Genomic DNA, 22176 nt, shown 5'->3' with positions numbered 1-22176 from the left:
CCTGTGCCCCCCTCCGAGCCCAGGTCCTTCTTCTTTTGTGAAGCGTGCTTACGCTTCTTTTGTGAAGCGTGCTTACGCGGTCGCGGCACCCGACTTGCGACGCCGCACCACGAACACCGCACCCGCACCGGCGACGACGGCGATGCCACCGGAGAGCGCGATCATCGGCAGGGCGGAGCTGGAGCCGGTCTCGGCGAGGCTGCCGTTGACCTCAGGGGTGTTGCCCTTGTCGGCCGGCTTGTCCGAGACCGGAACCTTGCCGCCTTCCTGCGGCTTGGTGCCGTCGGTGTCGGTACCCGAGGAGACGATCTGGAACTTGTACGCGACCTCGCCGAAGCCCGTGCACTCGCCGTCCGTGTCGCCGTAGATGCTGGCGCCGAGCGAGAAGCCGGCGCCGACCGGGGCGCTGGACTTCACGTTGATACGGAGCGGGATGTCGACCTCGTAGTCGGGCTTGAGCTCGTCGGTGTAACCGACGTAACCGACCGCGTAGCCCTCGGAGTCGACGTCCTCCCACGCCTTGGTGTCCTCGTTGTACGCCTGGAGCTGGACCTTCTTGCTCTGGAAGAGGTTGTCGCCCGCCTTGTCGGAGGACGCGCCGGCGAAGAAGCCGAGCTCGTTGAGCGTGGACTTGGAGTTGTTGAGCACGTTCAGGGAGAACTTGTGCCAACCGCTGCCCGCCGCGATCTTGCCGGGCAGGCCGGAGATGGAGACGTCGACCTTGGAGTCCTGGCACTCGGACGGCTCGGGCTCCGGCGTGTCGGACGGCTCCGGCGACGTGGTGCTCGGCGCGGGGGTCGCGGAGGTCGAGGTGGTGGCGGTGGCCGTGGCGGAGGCGCTCGGAGCCGGAGTGGTCTCGGTCGCCGACGCGGACGGGGTCTCGGAGGGCGCGGGAGTGGTCTCGGTCGGGGTCGCCGACGCGGTCTCGCTCGCGGTCTCGGACACCGTCGCGCTGGGGGTGGGGCTCCCGTCCGTCGCGAACGCGGCCGGCGCCGAAAGCAGCGCCAGTGGGGCTATTGCTGCCGTCGCGGCCGCAACGGCCATGGCACGGCGAAGCTTCATGAAGACCTCGGAAAGTCCGGTGTACCACGTTGTCGCGGTACTCGTATGGGATGAGGCCTCCGCGTGTGGGGCGCGGGTGTGGCCGTTGGTTCAGCAGGTGTGACCCGCGAAACCTGTAAACGGTTGTGTCTCCGTTCACAGAATTCTTATGTGGGCTGTGTCACACACGGGTGCGCCTTGTGTGCGGCCTTTCGATCCACTTACAACTGATCCTCGTGTCTGATAAGCAGCCCGAAGGGGCGGGAGAGTCCGGGGAGTTCGAGCAACCCTCCATCCCCGACGAGGTGTGGGAGCGGTTCGCCCGCGACACCGAACGTGACATCCGCGGTTCGGCGCCGAAGGAGCCGTCCGCCCGGGCGCGCATGGTGACCGAGCGGCTCCGGCAGAAGGACGCCCAGGGCGCTCAGCCGGAGGGGTGGCGGACGGGTCCGGCCTGGCGGGAGATGAACGGGCGCGCGACCCGTCGGCGCCGGCTGTGGGCGATCCTCGGCGTGCCCGTCGCGATCGCCGTGGCGCTGGTGGCGGTCAAGCCGTCGCTGCTGCCCGGCGACCCGTTCGGCACGTCGTCCGGTACGTCGTCCGGCGGCGCGGCCGCCGCCACGCTGCCCGCCGAAACCGCGGCCCCGACCGCCGCTCCCTCCAGCGCCCCGCCCGACACCCCGACCCTCGACAGGCCGTTCGCCGGATCGCCCGCCGAGCGCTGGGCCGACGGTGCCGCCGCCATCGACGTACCGAAGGCCACGTCGATCGGTACGTTCACCCGCGCGCAGGTGGCCACGGCCCTGAAGCAGGCGAAGGCCCTGCTCGTCGGTGCGAACCTGAACCCGGGGACCCTGCGTGGCGAGCGCCCCGAGAGCGTGCTCGCGCTCCTCGACCCGAAGCAGCCCCGCATGCTGGACGACGCGAACAGCTGGCTGCGCGCGCCGGGGAAGAAGCACGATCCGCTGACGCTCTTCAGCCGGTTCGACCCGGGCGAGGTGCGGCCGGCCGGGGATGTGGTCAAGGTCCGTGGCCGGATGACGTTCAAGGCGGGCGCACACGCGTCCGTCGCCATCCACATGGACTACACGTTCGTCTACCCCCTGATCCAGGCCGACCAGGCGTCGGGGGCGTCGGGAGCCACGGAGACGCCGGGGGCGTCGAACGAGGGTTCCGGCGGGGGCTCGACCGAAGTGGCCCGCACCATCGTGCGCCGCGTCCTCGACCTCGAACTCCTCGACCCGAGGAAGTACCAGGCCACCCCCGGCAAGCTGTCGATCCTCCGGTACGAGCAGGACTTCGGCAATACGGCCTGCGATGTCTACGACGGTTTCCTGCACCCCCACTTCGACTCGTCGACCCCCACCGGCGCGCCTCCCACGGGGCCCACGACCGATCCGTACGACCGCAGCCGGGACCTCCAGCACTCCGGCACGGAGACGTGCGGCACGGTGTCCCGCACCTGACGGGAGCTGACAGGCGGGCAGGCGGGATCTGACAGGCGTGCGAAGGGCCCCGCGGGACGGAAACCGCGGGGCCCTTCTTCGCCAGCACCGACGTCAGGGCAGCGCCGGTGCCTGAGGAGCGGCGCCGGGGGGCGCGCCGCGGGTCTCGGTACGGACAACGGGGTACGGATACGGGGTTCGAACATGGGGGTACGGGACTGGGACCGCCGTCGGACGGCCCCGGGCGTCCCCGGAGCCGACCGTTCTCTTGAGTGACCGGGCTGCTGTCCCCTGCCGTCCGGTCACACCCCTGGGACGAGGTCCCACGACGTACGGCACGATCCGTACGTCTCATCGCCCCAGTGGAGCCACGCGTGGTTCTTTCGGGCCCGCCCCTGGCTGGCACGGACACCAGGACCAACGAACCCCGCGGCGCCCCGGTCACGCGCCGTACGGGTGAGAGGGCAGGCGTACGTGCGTACGTCGCGTACGGGGTTCAGACGCGGCCGCGGCACAGTTCCAGCAGCGTCATGGCGAGCGAGGTGCCGGGCTTGCCGAGCGCGTCCCTGTAGTGGGCGAGGATCTCCATCTCGCGGGAGAGGTTCACCCGGCGGCCGCCGGAGTCGATCCGGGCCTCCTGGATCACCGCCGACACGGCCATCCGTTCCTGGACGAGACCGATGATCCGGTCGTCGAGGGCGTCGATGCGTTCACGGGCGCCGGTGATCACGCCTGCGGCCTCGTCGGTACGGGCGCCGGTCTTGTCGAGTACGTCGGCCATGGTGGGCTCCTCTTTGGGCTGAGGTGCCCCGGATCGGCAGGACCCGGAAACGACAGACGCCCCGGGCCTTGTCGGCCCGGGGCGCCTGGGAAGTCGCTTGTCAGTTGCTCAAGCAGCACGACCATGGCAGCCGGTGGGCCGGTTGCCATAGGTAAACAGGAAGGTCGTCTGCGTGAGCATGGAAGCAGTATGCCCACAGGCCCGTGCCAAGTCCAAGCGGCTTCGGATACTGAGATGCGGAACCGGGATTCGGACGGGGCGCCCCAGGCCCATCCCCGCACCTTCAGCCCGTCCGGCGTTTGAGGACGGGCCCTTCGGGCGATGCGGGGGCGCAGCCCCTGGCGGGGTGCGGGGGCGGAGAAACCCGGCGCAGGCACGCCCCCACGGACCCCCGGTAGACTCGATACCCCACACCCCCTGCTCACCGCCGGAAGGCAAACCGTGCCAGAAGCGTCCCCCGCCGCCCCCGACACCGTCCTGGTCGTCGACTTCGGTGCGCAGTACGCCCAGCTCATCGCCCGCCGCGTCCGCGAGGCCCGGGTCTACAGCGAGATCGCGCCGAGCACCATGCCGGTCCAGGAGATGCTCGCCAAGAACCCGGCGGCGATCATCCTCTCCGGAGGCCCCTCGTCGGTGTACGCCGAGGGCGCCCCCCGCCTCGACCGAGCGATCTTCGAGTCCGGCGTCCCCGTCTTCGGCATGTGCTACGGCTTCCAGCTGATGGCGACGACCCTCGGCGGCACGGTCGACAACACCGGCGCCCGCGAGTACGGCCGTACGCCCCTGCACGTCTCCAAGTCCGGATCGACCCTCTTCGAGGGCACCCCGGACGAGCAGTCGGTGTGGATGTCGCACGGCGACGCGTGCAGCGCCGCCCCCGAGGGCTTCACGGTCACGGCGTCCACTGACGTCGTCCCGGTCGCGGCCTTCGAGAACGACGAGAAGAAGCTGTACGGCGTCCAGCACCACCCCGAGGTCATGCACTCCACGCACGGCCAGCAGGTGCTCGAGCACTTCCTGTACCGCGGCGCGGGCCTCACGCCGAGCTGGACGACCGGCAACGTCATCGACGAGCAGGTCGCCCTCATCCGCGAGCAGGTCGGCGACAAGCGCGCCATCTGCGGCCTCTCCGGCGGTGTGGACTCCGCCGTCGCCGCCGCTCTCGTACAGAAGGCCATCGGCTCCCAGCTGACCTGCGTCTACGTCGACCACGGCCTGATGCGCAAGGGCGAGACCGAGCAGGTCGAGAAGGACTTCGTGGCCGCGACCGGCGTACAGCTGAAGGTCGTGGACGCGCAGGAGCGGTTCCTCACCGCGCTCAAGGGTGTCTCGGACCCCGAGGAGAAGCGGAAGATCATCGGCCGGGAGTTCATCCGGGTCTTCGAGCAGGCCCAGGCGGAGATCATCGCCGAGGCCGCGGAGGGCGAGGACGTCGCGTTCCTCGTCCAGGGCACGCTCTACCCGGACGTGGTCGAGTCCGGTGGCGGCACCGGCACGGCCAACATCAAGTCCCACCACAACGTGGGTGGCCTCCCCGAGGACCTCGAGTTCGAGCTCGTCGAGCCGCTGCGCAAGCTGTTCAAGGACGAGGTCCGGATGGTCGGGCAGGAGCTCGGTCTCCCCGACGAGATCGTCCAGCGCCAGCCCTTCCCGGGCCCGGGCCTCGGCATCCGGATCGTCGGCGAGGTCACCAAGGAGCGCCTGGACCTGCTCCGCGAGGCCGACGCCATCGCCCGCGAGGAGCTCACGGCGGCCGGCCTGGACCGTGACATCTGGCAGTGCCCGGTGGTCCTGCTCGCGGACGTCCGCAGCGTGGGCGTCCAGGGCGACGGCCGCACGTACGGTCACCCGATCGTGCTGCGCCCCGTCTCCTCCGAGGACGCGATGACCGCCGACTGGTCGCGCCTCCCGTACGAGGTCCTCGCCAAGATCTCGACCCGCATCACCAACGAGGTCGCGGACGTCAACCGAGTCGTCCTCGACGTCACGAGCAAGCCCCCGGGCACGATCGAGTGGGAGTAGTCCCACCCCTCAGGTCCGCCTGAGAGTCCGCACCGGCTCTCCGGGCGTCCAGACCTGGACGACGAGATACGTGTCGTCCTCGACGTAGGTCCATGCGACCTCCGTCAGCTCGGTGCGGAAGAGGTGGAACGGCTCCGGCGGTTCCACCTCTTTCACGTACGCGGCCTTGACCGCCCCGTCGTCGACCTCGACGGCCCGTCCGCTGATCCGGACGTCCCCGCCCCCCATCGCCGTGCCCGGACCCGGGTTCGCCTGGAGCGCGAAGCGCGGGTCGCGGCGCAGGTCGAGCGCCTTGAGCGAGTCCGGCATCATGCCGAGCCACAGCTCGCCGCGCAGGAAACGCACCTCAAGGCCGGTGGTCCGGGGCGAACCGTCCTTGCGGAGGGTCGCGAGGACGTGGTGCGTGAAGGCCCCGAAGCGCTCTTCGGCCGAGCGGGCGAGTGAGGGTTCGGCGGCGGCGAAGGTGCCCCAGCGGGCGGGGTTCGCGTGTTCGGCAGGGCTCTTGGTAGCGCTCATACGGTGAGTGTCGCGCCAATACCCGACACCTTCTGTCGGGTATTGGCGGGCGGTCGATGGGCGGTCGATGGGCGCCCTCGGACGGTGGCCCCGGCAGTCTCGTAACGGTTGCGCACTCTCTTCACCGAACGGCTCTGTTCTCCTGCGCCTACCAGAGGTAACTTCCGCTCCGTATCGAACACGCCAGTGCTGGAGGACCTATGCAAGGGCCCACTCCGCCCCTGCCCCTGCCCACCGACCAGCTGCGGTTCGCCATGCCGCCGATGCACGACTCGTTGGACGACGAGCGACGCCACCGGAAAGAACGGCTGGCCGGGGCGCTGCGGATCTTCGGGCGGCTCGGCTTCGAGGACGGGGTCTCCGGGCACATCACCGCGCGTGACCCGGAGTACAGCGACTGCTTCTGGGTGAACCCCTTCGGGATGCCCTTCAAGCACGTCACCGTGAGCGACCTGGTCATGGCCAACCAGGACGGGCAGGTGATCGAGGGCCGCTACCACGTGAACCAGGCGGCGTTCACCGTGCACGCCCAGGTCCACGCCGCCCGCCCCGACGTCGTCGCCGTCGCGCACTGCCACTCCGTGTACGGCCGCGCCCTGTCCGCCCTCGGTGACCTGCTCGACCCGATCAGCCAGGAGAGCTGCGCCTTCTACGAGGACATCGCGCTGTACGACTCGTACACCGGTGTCGCCGTGGACACCGAGGAGGGCCGCCGCATCGCCTCCGCGCTCGGCACCCGCAAGGCACTGGTGCTGCGCAACCACGGGCTGCTGACCGTGGGTGACTCGGTGGACGCGGCGGCCTGGTGGTTCCTGTCGATGGAACGCTCCAGCCAGGTCCAGCTGACCGCACGGGCCGCGGGCCGCCCCGTCCTCATCGACCACAAGCAGGCGGTCGCGACCCGGGAGCAGCTCGGCGGCGACCTGGTGGCGTGGATCAACTACCAGCCGCTGTGGCAGGACATCAGCCGCAGCGAACCGGACCTTCTCAGCTGAATCCCGGAGCGCCTCGGCCCGGACAGGCCCTAGAAACCCCGCAGTACCGCCGCCTTGGTCGCCGCGAACTCCTCGTCCGTGAGGACGCCGTCGCGGTGGAGCTCGCCCAGCTCCCGCAGCCGGCGCAGCAGTACGTCGTGGTGGTCGGCCTGCGGCGGTACGGTCGCCGGTACCGGTCCCGCCGCGGAGGCGGTGAGTTGCGGCGGCCGGTCGACGTGCTCGCCCGCCCGGAGGGACGGATGCGGCAGCCGGGCGGTCACCGCGGCGGCGACGAGCGCGGTGAGCAGATCGCGGCGGGCGCTGCCCCACAGGTCGAGGGCGAACGGATCCTTCTCCGGCGGCAGTTTGGAGAACACGGTCTCGCGCGTCACGAACCGCAGAAACCCGTCCTCGTACCCGGAGTTGGGCAGCCACTCCACCTGCACCAGGTCCCCGACGGCGATGATCCGCGGCCCCGTCGCCCGTTTGACCCGGTCCGAGGTGTCCGCCCAGTCGATCCGCACCTGCGCGCCGTCGAAGGAGATTGTGCCGTCGCTGGACCGGACGGACACGGGCACGGGCGGCCCCGCGAGGAGGAAGGCCTTCGCCGGCTCCTTGGGGATCTGGTCCAGGAGCAGGGCGTGCCGGATCTCCTCGGCGACGTACTCGGCGACCCCGGTACGGTCGATGTCGATGGTCAGCCGGTACGGGTCCGCCGCGTCGGGGAGCCGCCCGCCGGTCGCCTGGAGCAGCGGGTCGGCGCCCTCACGGAGCCTGAGGCGCAGTCTGCCGCGTTTGCGTTCGGGCTCGTAGACGATGCCTGAAACCGCCTCCAGGGGAACCGTGATCTCTCCGTACGTCTGCCGGAACAACGGCACGGAGCGGTGGAGTCCCGGCGTGATCCTGACCGTGCTGCCGTCGAAGGCCCAGGTTCCGTCGCGCTGGATGATCTCGGCCATGGGGAAATTCTCGCAGCCGGGTCAACACGGGGTCCGGTGCTTCACCCGCGCTGACCGGACCTGCCCGACGCGAGCACTGTTGCGTGCGGCACAATGCCCTGTCATCGCAAGGCAGTTGTAGCTTGCGAGGCAGCTCTCGGCGCGGGGAAGGCGGCAGCGGGCGTGGCGGTGCAGGAGGCGAGACACGGCGCGGAGCGCGGTGGCGGGCTCGGCGCGGGACAGGGGGCGGCGCACACGGGCGGCTGCGCCTGCGGGGACTGTCCGCACGGGGCGCGCGAGGGGCACCGGCGCGCCGTCGCCGCGTTCCTGGCCAGGCGCGACGAACTGGCGTCCGGGCAGGGGCTGCCCGCCGCTGTCGCGCACTCGGCGTCCGCGTCCCGGCAGTGGGTCTCCGACGAACTCACCCAGTCCGCCGACCTGGTCGCCGAGCGCGGGCGTGTCGACGGCGAGGCATGGCTGGGACGGCTGTGGCGACGTACGGCGTACGCGGTGTGGGGAGCCGTCCTGACGCTGCTCCTCGTCCAGGCCCTCACGGCGATCGGCGCGGGCTGGACGGCGGCGCGCACGGCAGGCCTGCTCGCCGCCCTCGTGGTGGCCGGCGGGCTGACGGGCGCGGGCTATCTGCACCGGGCGCGGGGCGGGGCCCTCGCCCCGGTCATCGGCGAGGACAACCGCCTCTCCACCTCGCGGGCCATGGCCGCCGGCTGGGTCCTGTTCGTCGTCTACGCCGTGCTCGTCCTGGTGGGCCAGCTGGCGGCGGCCTCCGCCCACGGCAAACGCGACGACCTGATCGCCGGCCTCGAACTCGCCCGCGGCGCCGGTGTGGTGACCGTCATCGCCGTCGTCTGCGCGATCGCGGTCCTGGTACGCCGGACCGTGGGCCTGCGGGTCCTCGGGCAACGCCTGCAGAAGGTACGCGCGGACCGGCCGCGCGCCGCCGACCTCCTCACGGACGACTCGGGCCGGGGCAGCTTCGCCGACATCCAGTACGTCGCCGTCGGTGCCGTCGCCCTGGTCTTCGCGGCGGTACGGCTGGCCCGGCGTCCGGAGCAACTCCCCGATCTCCCCTGGGGTCTCGCGCTCCTGGTCCTCGTCTCGGCGGCCACCTATCTCGCCGGGAAGTACGCCGAGGGCGGCCGTCCCGTCATCCTCTCCGTCGTCCGCTCCCGTGAGGCCGGCGACCTCGACGCGCCGATCCGCACCGGCGACGACATCGAGATCCGGGGCGCCGGATTCGTCCCACCCGGCGCCCAGAGCGCGGACCGTCTGTCCCGCATGGTCGTCCGCATCGGCGCGGTGCATGTCCATGTCCCCCTGGTGCCGGTCCCCGGTGGCTTCAGCAACCCCACGGACGCGGTCCTGACCGTCCCGGTCCCGGTGGACGTGGAACCGGGCCGGGTGGAGGTCCAGGTGGTGACGGCGGCCGGGGTGGAGACAAACCGCTGCCTGATCGAGGTAACGGACTGAGCCCCGTAGCTACGGGTGGGTGGTCGCGGGTGGTTGCGGGTGCACACCGGAGTCTGCGGACGGTGGGGGCTGGTCGCGGCGTTCTTGAGGACTAGGATGAGGAAGAAGGCCGATGCCCCACCACCCTGGCCCGCACCTTCCAGCCCGTCCGGCGTTCAAGGACGAGGCCGGTCAGGCCGATCGGGGGTCTGGGGGCGCAGCCCCCAGATACGGATGGGACGGGTAGGGGCGGCGGGGGCGAAAAAAGTGGCCCCGAGCGTTGAGCTGGAACCCACTCTCGTACGTATGGTTTGTTGAGGGGTCAACGGCACGCGGGCGAGAGGCGGCGGAGAGCGATGACTCACGGTATGCGGTCGGACACCCAAACCCCCCATCTCGACGGCGGCGGACGAAACTGGCGGGACACCGCCACCCGTTACGCCCTGTTGCCCCTGCGGGTCTTCCTGGGCGTCACCTTCATCTACGCCGGCCTCGACAAACTCACCGACAGCACCTTCCTTTCCGCCTCGGGCTCCGGCTCGGTCGGCGACCTGATGCGCAACGTGCGCGACTCCTCCGCGATCCCGGCCCTCGTCGACCTCGCCTTGAAGAGCCCCGTCGGCTTCGGCTACGCCATCGCCTTCGGCGAACTGGCCGTCGGCATCGGCACTCTGATCGGCCTACTGGCCCGCCTCGCGGCGCTCGGCGGCGCGCTCATCTCGCTCAGCCTGTGGCTGACGGTGAGCTGGGCCTCCGACCCGTACTACTACGGCAACGACCTTGCCTACCTGATGGCCTGGCTGCCCCTGGTCCTCGCGGGCGCATCGGTCTTCTCCGTCGACGCGGCCTTGCGCGCGAGGCGCGGGCAACGGTCCGGAGACCTCAGCTACTAGGCATCGCAGGTCAAGTCAGGTCAGCGCATCACACGTCGGTAGGTGCGGGGCGTAGGTCGCCCCGCACCTACCGACGGTCCGTTTATGCCCGGTTACCCGGACACTCCCGCTACCCGGACACCCCCGCGCCCCGCCGCCTCAACCGTCGTCGACGTATGCCATGGGTCAGGAACGCCACCGCGCCCGCGAGGCAGAGCCCACCCGTGACGACGGGGATGATCGCGAACCACGGTGTGTCCCACCAACCGCCCGCGTCGCCCGCGTAGGTGAGGCCCGCGGCGGTGAGGAAGAGACCGGCGACCAGCTTTCCCGGCTGGAACTCATGACGTGGCACGGATCACCTCCGCCTGTCCCACGCCGACCTGGAGGTTCAGGTCGAGCGTGCCGCCGTCCTTGCTGCCGGTCGGGGCCGGCAGGGTCACCTGCTTGTGCTTGCCCGGTTCCACGTCCACGTCCTTCTTGCCGTCACCCGGCAACTGGATGTCCCCGACGCCCACGTCGATGTTCAGCTTCAAGGTCGCGTCCTTGGGGACGATCACCTTCAGCCGGCCCGCGCCCACCTCGGCGGTCGTCGTCACCGTCTGGCCCTTGGTGAGGCCGAGGTGGGTGAGGTCGAGGGTGCCCACACCTGTGCCGAGGTCGAATCTCTGCGGTACGGCGGCAGCGGTCTGGGGAGTCCATTCGACCCGCATCCAATGGGTGCTGATGTCCTTCGGCATGGCCACCGAACCGGCCAGCAGCGCCGCCGTGATCACCGCGAGGAAGACCGACCCCGCGCCCGTACGCCCCACGAACGCGCTGAGTGCGATGCCCAGACCGAAAACGACGAGCGCGCAGGACAGACCGGTCTGCAGGCTGGTGGCGAGCGGATGGTCGTTCCATGTCAGGCCCGTGCCGAGACCGCCTGCGACCAGCGCGAGCAGGAAGACCCAGCCGCCGATCCAGCGTGGGCCGCGCGGCTGCGGCTCACGGGCCGCGCGGAGGTCCCGTATGTCCGGCCGGGGCGTGCCGCGGGCGATGTTGAGCGCCGCCGCGACATCCCGGTCCCGGGCGTCCACCGGGCCCCACAGATAGCCCGTGCCGCCCACGTGCGAGCCGTCCTTGACGATCGGGTCGCGCCACCAGGAGGGGTAGGAGACGGGGACGGGCGGGGCCTGGGCCTCCGGCGGGGCGTCCGCCACGGCCTGGGCGGCGAGCGGGTCCGGGTCGGGGGCGCCGCGCTGCTGCGACCAGTACCCCGCGCCCGCGAGCAGCAGGGAGAGGACGACGGCGAACGTCAGCACGCTCGCGTTGTTCAGCATCGACAGGAACACGCCGCAGCCGACCAGGGCGAACAGCACGGCCGCCAGCGCGTGGCCGTCGACGCGACCGGTGAGGAGCTTGCGGACCTCGTTCTCCTCCTCGTCGTCGTACGGAACGAACAGCCAGACGAAGCCATAGAAGATGAGACCGATGCCCCCCGTCGCGGAGAGCACCGCGAGCACGATCCGGAAGATCACCGGGTCCATGTCGCACTGCCGCCCCAGCCCGGCGCACACCCCGCCCAGCAGCTTCTGCCGCCGGTCGCGCCGGAACCTGCGCGGGCCCTCCGGCGCGGGCGGCTCCCCGTGCGCGCGCGGTTCCTCACCTGTCGCGCCTGGTGCTCCCGCACCCTCCGCGGCTCCCGTGGCGGTGCCCGCGGCGGGCGGCGCGGCGTCCCGCGGCCCGGCGCCCGATGGCGGGGCGCCCGGGCCGGGGCCGGGATCCGGCTCCGCTGCCGCGTGCTGCTGATCTGTCATGTGTCCATGGTGACGGGCGCGAAGCCCCGACGGCAGTCGGGATGACCCTGGCCGAACCCTGATATCGGCCCTGACAGAGGCGGGGGGAGCCGTTCGAGCACCGGTCTGCCGAAGATCAGGGGAGTCTCGGGGGTCGACCCTGATGCTCCCGCCTTCCGGCCGTGTGAACATCGATGGCATGCCGGAAGCCGCAGCAGCGCCCCTCGACGACCCGCGGCCCCCGCGCAAGCTCTACCGCAGCAGCGACGGACGCTGGCTCGGGGGCGTGGCGCGAGGGCTCGCCGGGCACCTCGGGCTGCCCGTGATCTGGGTGCGGCTGGTGTTCGCCGGCCTGTTCATGGCGGACGGCCTCGGGGCGCTGCTCTATGCCGCCTTCTGGTTCTTCGTGCCGCTCGGCGTCGGCGGCGTCGACTCCGGGCGCACCCCGGCCTTCACCACCGAGACCGCCTCCGACGGCCGCCGCAGACTCGTGGCCCGCAAGCCGGACCGGGGCCAGATCGTCGCCCTGCTCCTCATGGTCGTCGTGGCCATGGTCTTCGTCGGCAATGTGAATCTCGGCGGTGGGGCGAGGGCCTATCTCTGGCCGACCGTTCTCGTCGGCGCGGGCGTCGCCCTGGTCTGGCGCCAGGCGGACAACGCGCGCCGGGCCCGTTGGGTGGAGGTCGGCCGTCGTCGTCGTACGCTCACGCTGCTGCGCTCCGCGGCCGGTGTCCTGCTCGTCACCGCGGGCGTCTCCGGGATATTCGTGCTCCAGGGCTCGGCAGCCCATCTCGGTTCCGTTCTCCAGGCGGCACTCGCGGTCCTGGTCGGCACGGCGCTCCTCGCAGGCCCCTATCTCGTGCGCATGACCCAGGACCTCTCCGAGGAGCGCCTGATGCGTATCCGCGCGCAGGAGCGGGCCGAGGTCGCCGCCCATGTCCACGACTCGGTGCTGCACACCCTGACCCTGATCCAGCGCAACGCGGAGAACGCGAACGAGGTGCGACGGCTCGCCCGCGCCCAGGAGCGCGACCTGCGCGCCTGGCTCTACAAACCGGAGGGCACCGGCAAGGACGAGGCGGACGAGCCCGCGACCCTGGCCGAGGCGGTCCGGCGTAACGCGGCCGAGGTGGAGGACAAGCACGGTGTCCCCATCGAGGTCGTCGTCGTGGGCGACTGCCCGCTCGACGAGGGCCTGACCGCACAGATGCAGGCCGCGCGGGAAGCGATGGTGAACGCCGCCAAGTACGGTGGCGAGGGCGGCGCCGTACAGGTCTACGCCGAAGTCGAGGGCAGGACGGTCTTCGTGTCCGTCCGCGACCGTGGTCCCGGCTTCGACCTCGAGGGGATACCCGCCGACCGCATGGGCGTTAGAGAATCGATCATCGGCCGCATGGAGCGCAACGGCGGCACGGCGCGACTGCGCGCGGTGCCGGACGGCGGCACGGAGGTCGAGCTGGAGATGGAAAGGGCGGAGAAGACGTCATGAGCGACGCGAACGGACCGACCGGGCAGACCCCGGCGTCGAACGGGCCGGAGGACGCCTCCGTGAGTACGGCCGGGGCCGAGTCGGCCACGGGGCCGGCCGCCGAGCCTGTCGCCGGTGCGGGAGCGGCCTCTGCCGGGGGCGGACGTCGTGTGCGGGTCGTGCTCGTCGACGACCACCGCATGTTCCGTACGGGAGTGCAGGCCGAGATCGGAGAGACGGAGCGGACCGGCGTCGAGGTGGTCGGCGAGGCCGCGGACGTCGACCAGGCGGTCACGGTCATCACGGCCACCCGGCCCGAGGTCGTCCTGCTCGACGTCCATCTGCCGGGCGGCGGCGGTGTCGAAGTGCTGCGCCGCTGTGCCCCGTTGATGTCCGACGCCCGGCAGCCGGTCCGTTTCCTCGCGCTCTCCGTGTCCGACGCCGCGGAGGACGTCATCGGTGTGATCCGCGGCGGCGCCCGAGGGTATGTCACCAAGACCATCACCGGCACGGACCTGGTGGACTCCATCTTCCGAGTCCAGGACGGCGACGCGGTCTTCTCGCCCCGCCTGGCGGGATTCGTCCTGGACGCGTTCGCCTCCACCGACGCCCCGCCCGTCGACGAGGACCTCGACCGCCTCACCCAGCGCGAGCGCGAGGTCCTGCGCCTCATCGCCCGCGGTTACGCCTACAAGGAGATCGCCAAGCAGCTGTTCATCTCGGTGAAGACGGTCGAGTCGCACGTCTCGGCGGTCCTGCGCAAGCTCCAGCTCTCCAACCGGCACGAGCTGACCCGGTGGGCGACGGCTCGCCGGCTGGTCTAGCCGATCGCGTCGCACGCATTCACGTCCTCGCGCCCGCACTGGATGACGTCCGCTGAACCCGCCGGAGGCGCCCGGTGACTACCGGTGATGCGCGTCGGGAGCCCGGCCCAGTATGCGTAGCGCCCAGCGGTAGTGGCGTACGGCCTTCACGATGCCGATGAGGCCGGTCAGCCACAGGATCAGGCCGATACCCATGCCCTGGACGACATCGCTGTACAGGGCGTGGCCGGGCTCGGCCCGCGCGGCCGCCGCGAAGGACGTCCAGGCGCCGATCGCGCAGACGCCGAGCGAGGAGAGCAGCCAGAAGAGGCTGAGGCCGGGGGAGCGGAGCCGGGAGTCGGTCGCGGGGTGCCGGTCCAACGCGGACCAGGCGTCGAGCAGTCGGTGTATGTGATGGTCCCGGCGGACGGAGAGGGCGACGGCGACGACGGTCGGGGCGAGCGCGGCCAGGCCCAGCAGGGCGAAGAGCGGGCCCAGGACGAAACCGGTGGGGTCGCGCTGCTCGAGCTGTCGCAGCGGCAGCACCAGCAGGGCCCAGCCGATGATCGCCGCGAGCGCGAGCAGCCAGAGCAGCAGCACCCGGTGCACCCCGAGGCTGCGTCTGCGCAGCTCCTCCAGCGCCCGACCCCGGTCGGCCAGCAGCGCGGCGCGGTTCGGCCAGGTCCTGATGTGCGCGGGCGGCGGCGGAGGCGGCAGCAGGGAGCCGGGCATCAGAACCTCTCGGACGACGGAGCGGCGCCGGAACGACGGCGGAGCGATGAGGGAACGGCGGCGGAACGACGAGGGAAACAGCGTCCGCGTCGACGCTACCGTGATCCACTTCTCCGTCCGCACCACACCGCGGTCGCTCCCGCGTCTTTCACGCCACTCGGGTGGCCCCCGCGAACGGCATCTCGTCGACCGGCGCCAGGCGTACGGGCGCCGACGGGTTCGGGGCGTGGATCATCTGGCCGTTTCCCACGTAGATGCCCACATGGCTGATTCCCGAGTAGAAGAACACCAGGTCACCGGGGAGGAGTTCGGACCGTGAGATCCGGCGTCCGGCGTTGATCTGGGCGTACGTCGTGCGTGGCAGCGAGATGCCCGCGGCGCGGTAGGCGGCCTGGGCCAGGCCCGAGCAGTCGAAGGCGTCGGGCCCGGTGGCGCCCCAGACGTAGGGGCTGCCGAGCTTCCCGTAGGCGTACGCGACGGCCTCCGCCGCACGGGAGTTGGGGGCCGCGACGGAGCCGGGCGACGACACCGGGCCGAGGTCCCGCGGAGCGGAGCGCGAGGCGCGCTGCCCGGCGCTTCCCGTGCTTCCGGCGCCCCCGGCCGCTCCCAGGCCCCCGAGCTGCGCGCGCTGCTCGTCGGTGAGCCGCGACAGCAGTTGCCGCGCCGCGTCCAGTTTCCCGTTGATCGTCTTCTTGGCGCTCTTCAGCTCCGTCTGACGCGACTTGAGCGAGGCCAGCTCGACATGCGCGGCTCCGCGCAGCTGCTCGATCTCCCGCAACTGCTTGCGCACCCGGGCCACGGCCTCCGCCTGCCTGCTGCCGGCCCGCTCGGCGAACGCGGCCCCTTCCAGATACTGGTCGGGGTTGTCGGAGAGCGCGAGTTGCAGGGCGGGGTCCAGGCCCCCGCTGCGGTACTGGGCGGCGGCGATCGAACCCAGTGCGTCGCGCGCCGTGTTGAGCCGGTCCTCCCTGCGCGCCGCCTCGTCGCGCAGCGCGTTCAGCCGCTGCTCGGCCTTGTGGGCCTTGTCCTTCGCGCCGTCGTACTTCTGGGTGGCGACCTCCGCCTCCTCGTACAACTTGTCCACCTTGGCCTTCACCTGTGCCGGCGACAGCTGCGGGTCCGCGTGCCCCGTCCCGTCGAAGCCCGTTGCCGTGGCCGCGCCCGCGAGGGCGATGGTCACGGCTGTGCGTGCCGTGTTTCCACCGAGCGAGCGCTGTCTGGGCTTTCGGTGCGCTGCCACGAGGGCCCACATCCTTCCCGGGGACTTGCGTACGACCGCCGGGGACGAGCGCGGTCAGCGGGGGACACGTCCGGCGGCGGCCCCCACAGGGGGAGCGGGCCGCCGCCGGACCTTTCTCGGCGGTGGTGTCCGGCTGCCGCCCCTGGCCAGGGCGGCGGTGGGGAGCCGGTCACCTGGTGGAGGACGCTAAACCTGAGAGTGATGCCCCGGAGACGCTATGTACGGAACTGACGCCACTGGATCGCGGAGCGACCGCATGTGACCGTGATCCCGGCCCGACGCCGTCGACTTCACGCGGTGTGATGACCGATGGGGCGGTTCCGGGACAATCGGTGGCTCCCAGGTGGTACGGGTCTACAGGGGGTGGGCCGGTGACAAGCGGGGTCAGGGTCGCCGATTAGGCTCCGGCCCCATGGACGTACTCATCCATTTCTTCGTCGGCCTGCACATCATCGGCATCGCGGCGCTGCTCGGCGGTTTCCTCACCCAGATGAAGGCGATGGGCCAGGGCACGGCCCGGTTCGTCCCCGGCATGCTGCACGGCGCGCTGACCATGCTGGTCACCGGCGTGATCCTGGTCGGCCTCAACCAGGCCGACGATCAGCACGTCAACACCATCAAGATCGGCGTCAAGCTCGCCCTGCTGATCGTGATCCTCGGCCTCGTCTATGTGAAGCGGGACGAGGAGAAGGTCGACAAGAGCCAGTTCGGCGTGGTGGGGCTGCTCACCATGGCGAACATCTTCATCGCGGTTCTGTGGACGTGATCGCGGCCGTGGCGGCGACGTAGTACCGGACCGTCCCCGCGGCGACCACCAGCCACGCCGCCACCGCGATCCACAGCATCACCTGCCCGGGCGTCCTGAGCCCCGGGACGTCCATGGCGGTGCCCACGGACAGTGTGGTCGCCGCCGTCATCCCCAACGGGAACACGGTCGACCAGCGGCGCACGTCGAAGCGCAGCCGTCGGCCAGACGGCCTCGGCGGCCAGCAGGACGACGCACCAGGCCAGGTCGAGCACCAGCAGCGCCGCGGTCACGGCACGCAGGACGCCCCTGTCGTCGAAGTTCCACAGGTACAGGCTCGCGCTGTCCGCGGAGATCAGCTTCGCCCCGGCCAGCGCGCCGACACAGCGCACCGCCGACGATCCAGTGGTCCCCGGCCCCGGTGACCACCTGCCGCCATTCGAAACGGGCCAGCGCGAACCCGTAGAGGACCAGCCCGAGCCAGAACAACACCAGCGCCGCGTGCGCGAGCCAGGCCGCCGACTCGCCCGCAGCGATCGTGGCCGCCGTCACGGTGAGCGACTCCGTGGCCACACAGCCGAGGAACACGGTCCCCGGCATACGCCCCCGCCACTGCCGTGTGACCCGCACGAGCAGCCCCGGCCACAGCACCGTGGCCAGCGCCAGCAGCGCCTCGGCCACGGTCTGCCGGCCCGCCACCGAGAACCGGGTCCCGAGCACGGCGGTCGCGGCGACGGCGGTCAGCGAACCGGGCGTCCCCGCCTCCGCGAGCCACCTCTCCCGCTCCCACAGCAGTCGTGCGGTGAAGGACACGGCCAGTCCCAGCCAGACGGCGCAGGCCACCGCGAAGGCGATGCCGGACAGCACCTCGTACCCCGTGAGACGCAGGGCGACCGACACGATGCCGGTCGCCATCACGACGGCCCCGGCCGCCGGCGGACGCTGCGCCCACCAGGCGCGGAAGGGGGAGGTGCGAGACATGGGCCGATGCTAAGGAGCCGTGCCGGTGCCGACGGTGGGCCACGCGCGCGTGGGCCTCAAAAACACCTGCACGCGCGCGGAGGGCTCGAAAACAGCCACACGCGCGCGTGCACCCGGAGAAATCGGCTCAGGATCCGCGCAGGATCAGCTGAGGATCAGCTCGGGAAACGCTCAGGCCGGCCGCACCACGCTGTGGATGATCGACGCGCCACCGTAGTAGATCGACTCCTCGCGGACATAGGCGCCGGGCTTCGGGGCGTGGATCATCATGCCGTTGCCGATGTAGATGCCGACGTGGCTGACGTCGTCGTAGAAGAAGACCAGGTCGCCGGGCCGGGCATCGGTCAGGGAGACCGTTGTGCCGGCGTTCACCTGGTCGGTGGTGACGCGCGGGAGGGTGACGCCGGCGGCCTTCCAGGCGGCCTGGGTGAGGCCGGAGCAGTCGTAGGAGCCGGGCCCGGTCGCGCCCCAGACGTACGGCTTGCCGATCTGGGTGCGGGCGAAGGCGAGGGCCTTGTCGGCCTTGGCGGTGTACGAGGAGTCGGTGGCCGAACTCCCGGAGGTGGCGGTGGAGCCAGTGGTCCCGGAGCCGGTCTGCTGCTGGGCGGCCGCCTCCTGGGCCTTCTTCTCCGCCGCGGCCTGCTGCTGGGCCAGCTCCGCCGCCTTGCGGTCGGCCGCTTCCTGCTTCTTCTTCTCGATCGCGGCGAGCCGCGTCTTCTCCTCGGCGGTCAGCTTCGAGAGCAGGTCGCGCGCCTCGGCGAGCTTGCGCTGGACGTCGGCCTTGGACGTCTTCAGCGCGCTCTGCGTCGTGGTGAGCGTCCGCAGGCTCTCGGAGGCCTCCGTGCGCTTCTTGGTGGTGGCGGCCTGCTCGGTGACGTAGTCGTCGACGGCCGCCTTCTGGCGGGTGGTCAGACGGTCCATCAGCTGGGTCTGGTCGAAGTAGTCCTGCGGATTGTCGGCCAGCAGGAGGCTCGCGGTGTCGGGAGCCGCGGCGCCGGTGCGGTACTGCGCCGCGGCGAACGAACCCAACTCCTCGCGCGCGGTGTTGAGCTTCTCGGTGCGCTGGGCCACGTCGTCGAGGAGGGAGGCGACGCGCTTGCGCTGCTGGGCGGTCTTCTCCCTGGTCGCGTTGTAGTTCTCGGTCGCCGTCTCCGCCTGGTGGTAGAGGTCGTCGACCTTCTTCTCGACCTCTTCAATGCTCGGCTTGGAATCGGCCGAGGGCGCGGCGTTCGCCGTCTGGGAGAGCAGGGCCACGGAGGTGAGGGCCGCCGTGGCGAGGACGGGGGTCCGTATACCCGCTATGCGCGTACCCGTAGGACTCGACTTGCGATGCGACGCCAAGGGTGGCGACTCCTTCCGTCATCCGCCTACCGAGTTAGCTGTCGGGTTCGGGCGGGTGCTTCCGGAAGGTTTGCCCTACGGTCCTTGCCCCGCAGGGCGGTTGGACCGATTCACCCCAAGGTCGGTTGGGTCCCCGGCTCCGGCTGCCACGCGGGCGCACCGGACTCGGCGGAGGCCGCACGGCCCGGCGATGTTCGCCGGTTGGGTCGAGCGGCCTGCCCGGCACGCTAGCCAACTCATAAGCGTTCTGTGAAGTTTGATGTGCGATATGCCCGATACATTTTCGTGACCTTGATCTCGGGGCCATTGATCGTCGCTGACCGTATTGAATCGATCCTGAACGGTGACGGCGCCTTCGTACGGGAAAGGGATCATGTGCGGTCGTGGAAAAACCGGTCGGGTTTCCGGGGTGGCCGCGGGTTGTCAGTGCGGCCGCCTAGACTCGGAGAGCGATGAGCAGCCTCTTTGATGACAGCTTTCTGGCGGACCTCCAGCCTTCCGGGGCCCACGAGGAAGAGCCCCCGCCGCCGCCCGAGGACGCGGCGCCGGAGCCGCTTCCGGACGACCTGTTCGGCGGCCGCTTCGACGCGCCCGCGAGCCGGGACACGTACTACCGCGACGGCGCGCACCGCCCCGCCGTGGACCCGGCGGCCCTGCTGGACGGGCTGAACGAGAACCAGCGCGCGGCCGTGGTGCACTCCGGCTCCCCGCTGCTCATCGTGGCCGGCGCGGGCTCCGGCAAGACGCGGGTGCTCACGCACCGCATCGCCCATCTGCTGGGCGAGCGCCATGTCCACCCCGGCCAGATCCTCGCGATCACCTTCACGAACAAGGCCGCCGGCGAGATGAAGGAGCGCGTCGAGCAGCTGGTCGGCCCGCGCGCGAACGCGATGTGGGTGATGACCTTCCACAGTGCGTGTGTGCGGATCCTGCGCCGCGAGAGCAAGCAGCTCGGCTTCACCTCCTCGTTCTCGATCTACGACGCCGCCGACAGCAAGCGGCTGATGGCGCTCGTCTGCCGTGACCTGGATCTCGATCCCAAGCGATTCCCGCCCAAGTCCTTCAGCGCCAAGATCTCGAACCTGAAGAACGAGCTGATCGACGAGGAGGATTTCGCCGCCCAGGCCGCCGACGGCTTCGAGAAGACCCTCGCCCAGGCCTACGCGATGTACCAGTCGCGGCTGCGCGAGGCCAACGCGCTCGACTTCGACGACCTGATCATGACCACGGTCAACCTGCTGCGCGCCTTCCCGGACGTCGCCGAGCACTACCGCCGCCGCTTCCGTCACGTCCTGGTCGACGAGTACCAGGACACGAACCACGCGCAGTACGCCCTGGTCAGGGAGCTCGTCGGCCCGGCCGCCGGTGACCGGGCCGCGGACGTGTCGGCCGCCGCGGGCGACCTCGAGCCCGCCGAGCTGTGCGTCGTGGGCGACGCCGACCAGTCGATCTACGCCTTCCGCGGCGCGACCATCCGCAACATCCTCCAGTTCGAGGAGGACTACCCGGACGCGACGACGATCCTGCTGGAGCAGAACTACCGCTCCACCCAGACGATCCTGTCCGCCGCCAACGCGGTCATCGAGCGCAACGAGTCCCGCCGCCCCAAGAACCTGTGGACCAACGCGGGCGCCGGTTCGAACATCACCGGTTATGTCGCGGACACCGAGCACGACGAGGCCCAGTTCGTCGCCGACGAGATAGACCGTCTCACCGACGCGGGCGAGGCCAAGGCGGGAGACGTCGCGGTCTTCTACCGGACGAACGCCCAGTCCCGTGTCTTCGAAGAGATCTTCATCCGCGTCGGCCTGCCCTACAAGGTCGTCGGCGGCGTCCGCTTCTACGAGCGCAAGGAGGTCCGGGACGTCCTCGCGTACCTCAGGGTCCTGGCCAACCCCGAGGACTCGGTCCCGCTGCGCCGCATTCTGAACGTTCCCAAGCGCGGCATCGGCGACCGCGCCGAGGCCATGATCGACGCGCTCTCGCAGCGCGAGAAGATCAGCTTCGCGCAGGCGCTGCGCCGCGTCGACGAGGCGTACGGGATGGCGGCGCGGTCGACGAACGCCGTGAAGCGGTTCAACACGCTCATGGAGGACCTCCGCACGATCGTCGAGTCCGGCGCGGGCCCGGCGACCGTCCTGGAGGCGGTCCTCGAGCGCACCGGCTACCTCGCCGAGCTGCAGGCCTCGACCGATCCGCAGGACGAGACCCGTATCGAGAACCTTCAGGAACTCGCCGCTGTGGCCCTGGAGTTCGAGCAGGAGACCGGCGAGGGCGAGGGCGAGGGCGAAGGCGCTGGTGCGGCTGCGGCGTCGGGTGAGCTCTCCGCGTTCCTGGAGCGGGTCGCGCTCGTCGCCGACTCCGACCAGATCCCGGACGAGGAGGACGGCAACGGCGTCATCACCCTGATGACCCTCCACACGGCCAAGGGCCTGGAGTTCCCCGTCGTCTTCCTCACCGGCATGGAGGACGGCGTCTTCCCGCACATGCGCGCGCTGGGACAGGTCAAGGAGCTGGAGGAGGAGCGGCGGCTCGCGTACGTCGGCATCACGCGCGCGCGGGAGCGGCTGTACCTCACCCGCTCGTCCATGCGCAGCGCCTGGGGCCAGCCCTCGTACAACCCGCCGTCCCGCTTCCTGGAGGAGATCCCGGAGACGCACCTGGAGTGGAAGCGCACCGGTGCGACCGCTCCCGTGTCCTCGGGGCCCGTCTCCGGTGTGGCCGCCTCGCTGTCGTCCTCGCGTTCGCGGTCCGCGGCGTCCGGTGCCTCCGGCTTCGCGACGCGCCGCGGGATCTCCGAGAAGCCGGTGGTCTCGCTCGCGGTCGGCGACCGGGTCACCCACGACCAGTTCGGGCTGGGCACCGTGGTCGGTGTGAAGGGGACGGGTGCGAACGCGGAGGCGACGGTCGACTTCGGCGAGGCGAAGCCGAAGCGGTTGCTGCTGCGGTACGCGCCGGTGGAGAAGCTGTAGTCCTACGGGGCGGCAGCGAGAAGCCCGGCGACGGCGTTTCGGTCACGTCGTCGGGTGAGG

General features: G+C 70.9%; 17 protein-coding genes, 2 pseudogenes and 1 riboswitch. Of the genes and pseudogenes, 9 read left to right on the top strand and 10 right to left on the bottom strand.

Annotated elements, in window-relative coordinates:
* Nucleotides 1-72 precede the first annotated feature (72 nt).
* The gene (locus OG568_RS21535; RefSeq protein WP_329532773.1) at nucleotides 73-1062 is read right to left on the bottom strand and encodes an LAETG motif-containing sortase-dependent surface protein; all 990 of its coding nucleotides are present in this window, start codon (nucleotides 1060-1062) and stop codon (nucleotides 73-75) included.
* Between the two features lie 215 nt (nucleotides 1063-1277).
* Between OG568_RS21535 and OG568_RS21530 the strand changes: the two genes are divergently transcribed.
* Entirely contained in the window at nucleotides 1278-2507 is a 1230-nt protein-coding gene (locus OG568_RS21530; protein WP_329532772.1) for a hypothetical protein, read from the top strand.
* A gap of 475 nt (nucleotides 2508-2982) precedes the next feature.
* On the opposite strand, the pseudogene OG568_RS21525 reads toward OG568_RS21530, so the two are convergent.
* A pseudogene (locus tag OG568_RS21525) lies at nucleotides 2983-3273 on the bottom strand (chorismate mutase); the annotation flags it as partial.
* Between the two features lie 435 nt (nucleotides 3274-3708).
* On the opposite strand from OG568_RS21525, the gene guaA reads away from it, so the two are divergent.
* The gene (guaA, locus tag OG568_RS21520; protein ID WP_329532771.1) at nucleotides 3709-5289 is read left to right on the top strand and encodes a glutamine-hydrolyzing GMP synthase; all 1581 of its coding nucleotides are present in this window, start codon (nucleotides 3709-3711) and stop codon (nucleotides 5287-5289) included.
* A 9-nt stretch (nucleotides 5290-5298) separates the two neighbouring features.
* On the opposite strand, the gene OG568_RS21515 is transcribed toward guaA, so the two are convergent.
* Entirely contained in the window at nucleotides 5299-5805 is a 507-nt protein-coding gene (locus OG568_RS21515) for a pyridoxamine 5'-phosphate oxidase family protein (RefSeq protein ID WP_329532770.1), read from the bottom strand.
* 200 nt (nucleotides 5806-6005) lie between these two features.
* On the opposite strand from OG568_RS21515, the gene OG568_RS21510 reads away from it, so the two are divergent.
* Nucleotides 6006-6800: a class II aldolase/adducin family protein gene (locus OG568_RS21510; protein ID WP_266437009.1), complete on the top strand. Its 795-nt coding sequence runs from the start codon at nucleotides 6006-6008 to the stop codon at nucleotides 6798-6800.
* A gap of 29 nt (nucleotides 6801-6829) precedes the next feature.
* Here OG568_RS21510 and OG568_RS21505 read toward each other — a convergent pair whose 3' ends face one another.
* Nucleotides 6830-7738, bottom strand: a complete 909-nt coding sequence (locus OG568_RS21505; protein WP_329532769.1) for a DUF4429 domain-containing protein — start codon at nucleotides 7736-7738, stop codon at nucleotides 6830-6832.
* 162 nt (nucleotides 7739-7900) lie between these two features.
* Between OG568_RS21505 and OG568_RS21500 the strand changes: the two genes are divergently transcribed.
* Both OG568_RS21500 and OG568_RS21495 read left to right on the top strand, forming a co-directional pair.
* Nucleotides 7901-9205, top strand: coding sequence for a hypothetical protein (locus tag OG568_RS21500; RefSeq protein ID WP_329532768.1), 1305 nt, complete (start codon nucleotides 7901-7903; stop codon nucleotides 9203-9205).
* A gap of 335 nt (nucleotides 9206-9540) precedes the next feature.
* Complete coding sequence (locus tag OG568_RS21495; RefSeq protein ID WP_266437000.1) at nucleotides 9541-10077, top strand: DoxX family protein; 537 nt, start codon at nucleotides 9541-9543, stop codon at nucleotides 10075-10077.
* Between the two features lie 109 nt (nucleotides 10078-10186).
* Here the strand turns inward: OG568_RS21495 and OG568_RS21490 are convergent, their stop codons facing one another.
* Together OG568_RS21490 and OG568_RS21485 are read right to left on the bottom strand one after the other, a co-directional pair.
* Nucleotides 10187-10411, bottom strand: coding sequence for a hypothetical protein (locus OG568_RS21490; RefSeq protein WP_266436998.1), 225 nt, complete (start codon nucleotides 10409-10411; stop codon nucleotides 10187-10189).
* Complete coding sequence (locus OG568_RS21485) at nucleotides 10398-11855, bottom strand: PspC domain-containing protein (RefSeq protein ID WP_329532767.1); 1458 nt, start codon at nucleotides 11853-11855, stop codon at nucleotides 10398-10400. Before OG568_RS21485 ends, OG568_RS21490 begins: the two co-directional genes overlap by 14 nt.
* A gap of 178 nt (nucleotides 11856-12033) precedes the next feature.
* Here OG568_RS21485 and OG568_RS21480 point away from each other — a divergent pair, with 178 nt between their 5' ends.
* Both OG568_RS21480 and OG568_RS21475 read left to right on the top strand, forming a co-directional pair.
* Complete coding sequence (locus tag OG568_RS21480) at nucleotides 12034-13323, top strand: ATP-binding protein (RefSeq protein ID WP_443077716.1); 1290 nt, start codon at nucleotides 12034-12036, stop codon at nucleotides 13321-13323.
* A complete protein-coding gene (locus OG568_RS21475) occupies nucleotides 13320-14126 on the top strand; it encodes a response regulator transcription factor (RefSeq protein WP_329532765.1) in 807 nt (268 codons plus the stop codon). Before OG568_RS21480 ends, OG568_RS21475 begins: the two co-directional genes overlap by 4 nt.
* A 78-nt stretch (nucleotides 14127-14204) precedes the next feature.
* Here OG568_RS21475 and OG568_RS21470 read toward each other — a convergent pair whose 3' ends face one another.
* Complete coding sequence (locus OG568_RS21470) at nucleotides 14205-14837, bottom strand: hypothetical protein (RefSeq protein WP_329532764.1); 633 nt, start codon at nucleotides 14835-14837, stop codon at nucleotides 14205-14207.
* A 148-nt stretch (nucleotides 14838-14985) separates the two neighbouring features.
* Nucleotides 14986-16077: a C40 family peptidase gene (locus OG568_RS21465; RefSeq protein WP_329532763.1), complete on the bottom strand. Its 1092-nt coding sequence runs from the start codon at nucleotides 16075-16077 to the stop codon at nucleotides 14986-14988.
* 412 nt (nucleotides 16078-16489) lie between these two features.
* Here OG568_RS21465 and OG568_RS21460 point away from each other — a divergent pair, with 412 nt between their 5' ends.
* The gene (locus OG568_RS21460) at nucleotides 16490-16843 is read left to right on the top strand and encodes a hypothetical protein (protein ID WP_266436984.1); all 354 of its coding nucleotides are present in this window, start codon (nucleotides 16490-16492) and stop codon (nucleotides 16841-16843) included.
* Here OG568_RS21460 and OG568_RS21455 read toward each other — a convergent pair.
* Both OG568_RS21455 and OG568_RS21450 read right to left on the bottom strand, forming a co-directional pair.
* Nucleotides 16821-17803, bottom strand: a pseudogene (locus tag OG568_RS21455) (tellurite resistance/C4-dicarboxylate transporter family protein). The gene OG568_RS21460 and the pseudogene OG568_RS21455 overlap by 23 nt on opposite strands.
* 171 nt (nucleotides 17804-17974) lie before the next feature.
* On the bottom strand, nucleotides 17975-19144 hold the full coding sequence (locus OG568_RS21450; RefSeq protein ID WP_329532762.1) for a C40 family peptidase: 1170 nt from the start codon (nucleotides 19142-19144) through the stop codon (nucleotides 17975-17977).
* 8 nt (nucleotides 19145-19152) lie between these two features.
* Nucleotides 19153-19325, bottom strand: a riboswitch (cyclic di-AMP (ydaO/yuaA leader).
* 271 nt (nucleotides 19326-19596) lie between these two features.
* Here OG568_RS21450 and pcrA point away from each other — a divergent pair.
* Nucleotides 19597-22116: a DNA helicase PcrA gene (gene pcrA / locus OG568_RS21445; RefSeq protein WP_329532761.1), complete on the top strand. Its 2520-nt coding sequence runs from the start codon at nucleotides 19597-19599 to the stop codon at nucleotides 22114-22116.
* Nucleotides 22117-22176: the final 60 nt, after the last annotated feature.

This window comes from Streptomyces sp. NBC_01450 (assembly GCF_036227505.1).
GTDB lineage: Bacteria > Actinomycetota > Actinomycetes > Streptomycetales > Streptomycetaceae > Streptomyces.
This window is presented reverse-complemented; position numbering and strand designations above follow the sequence as displayed.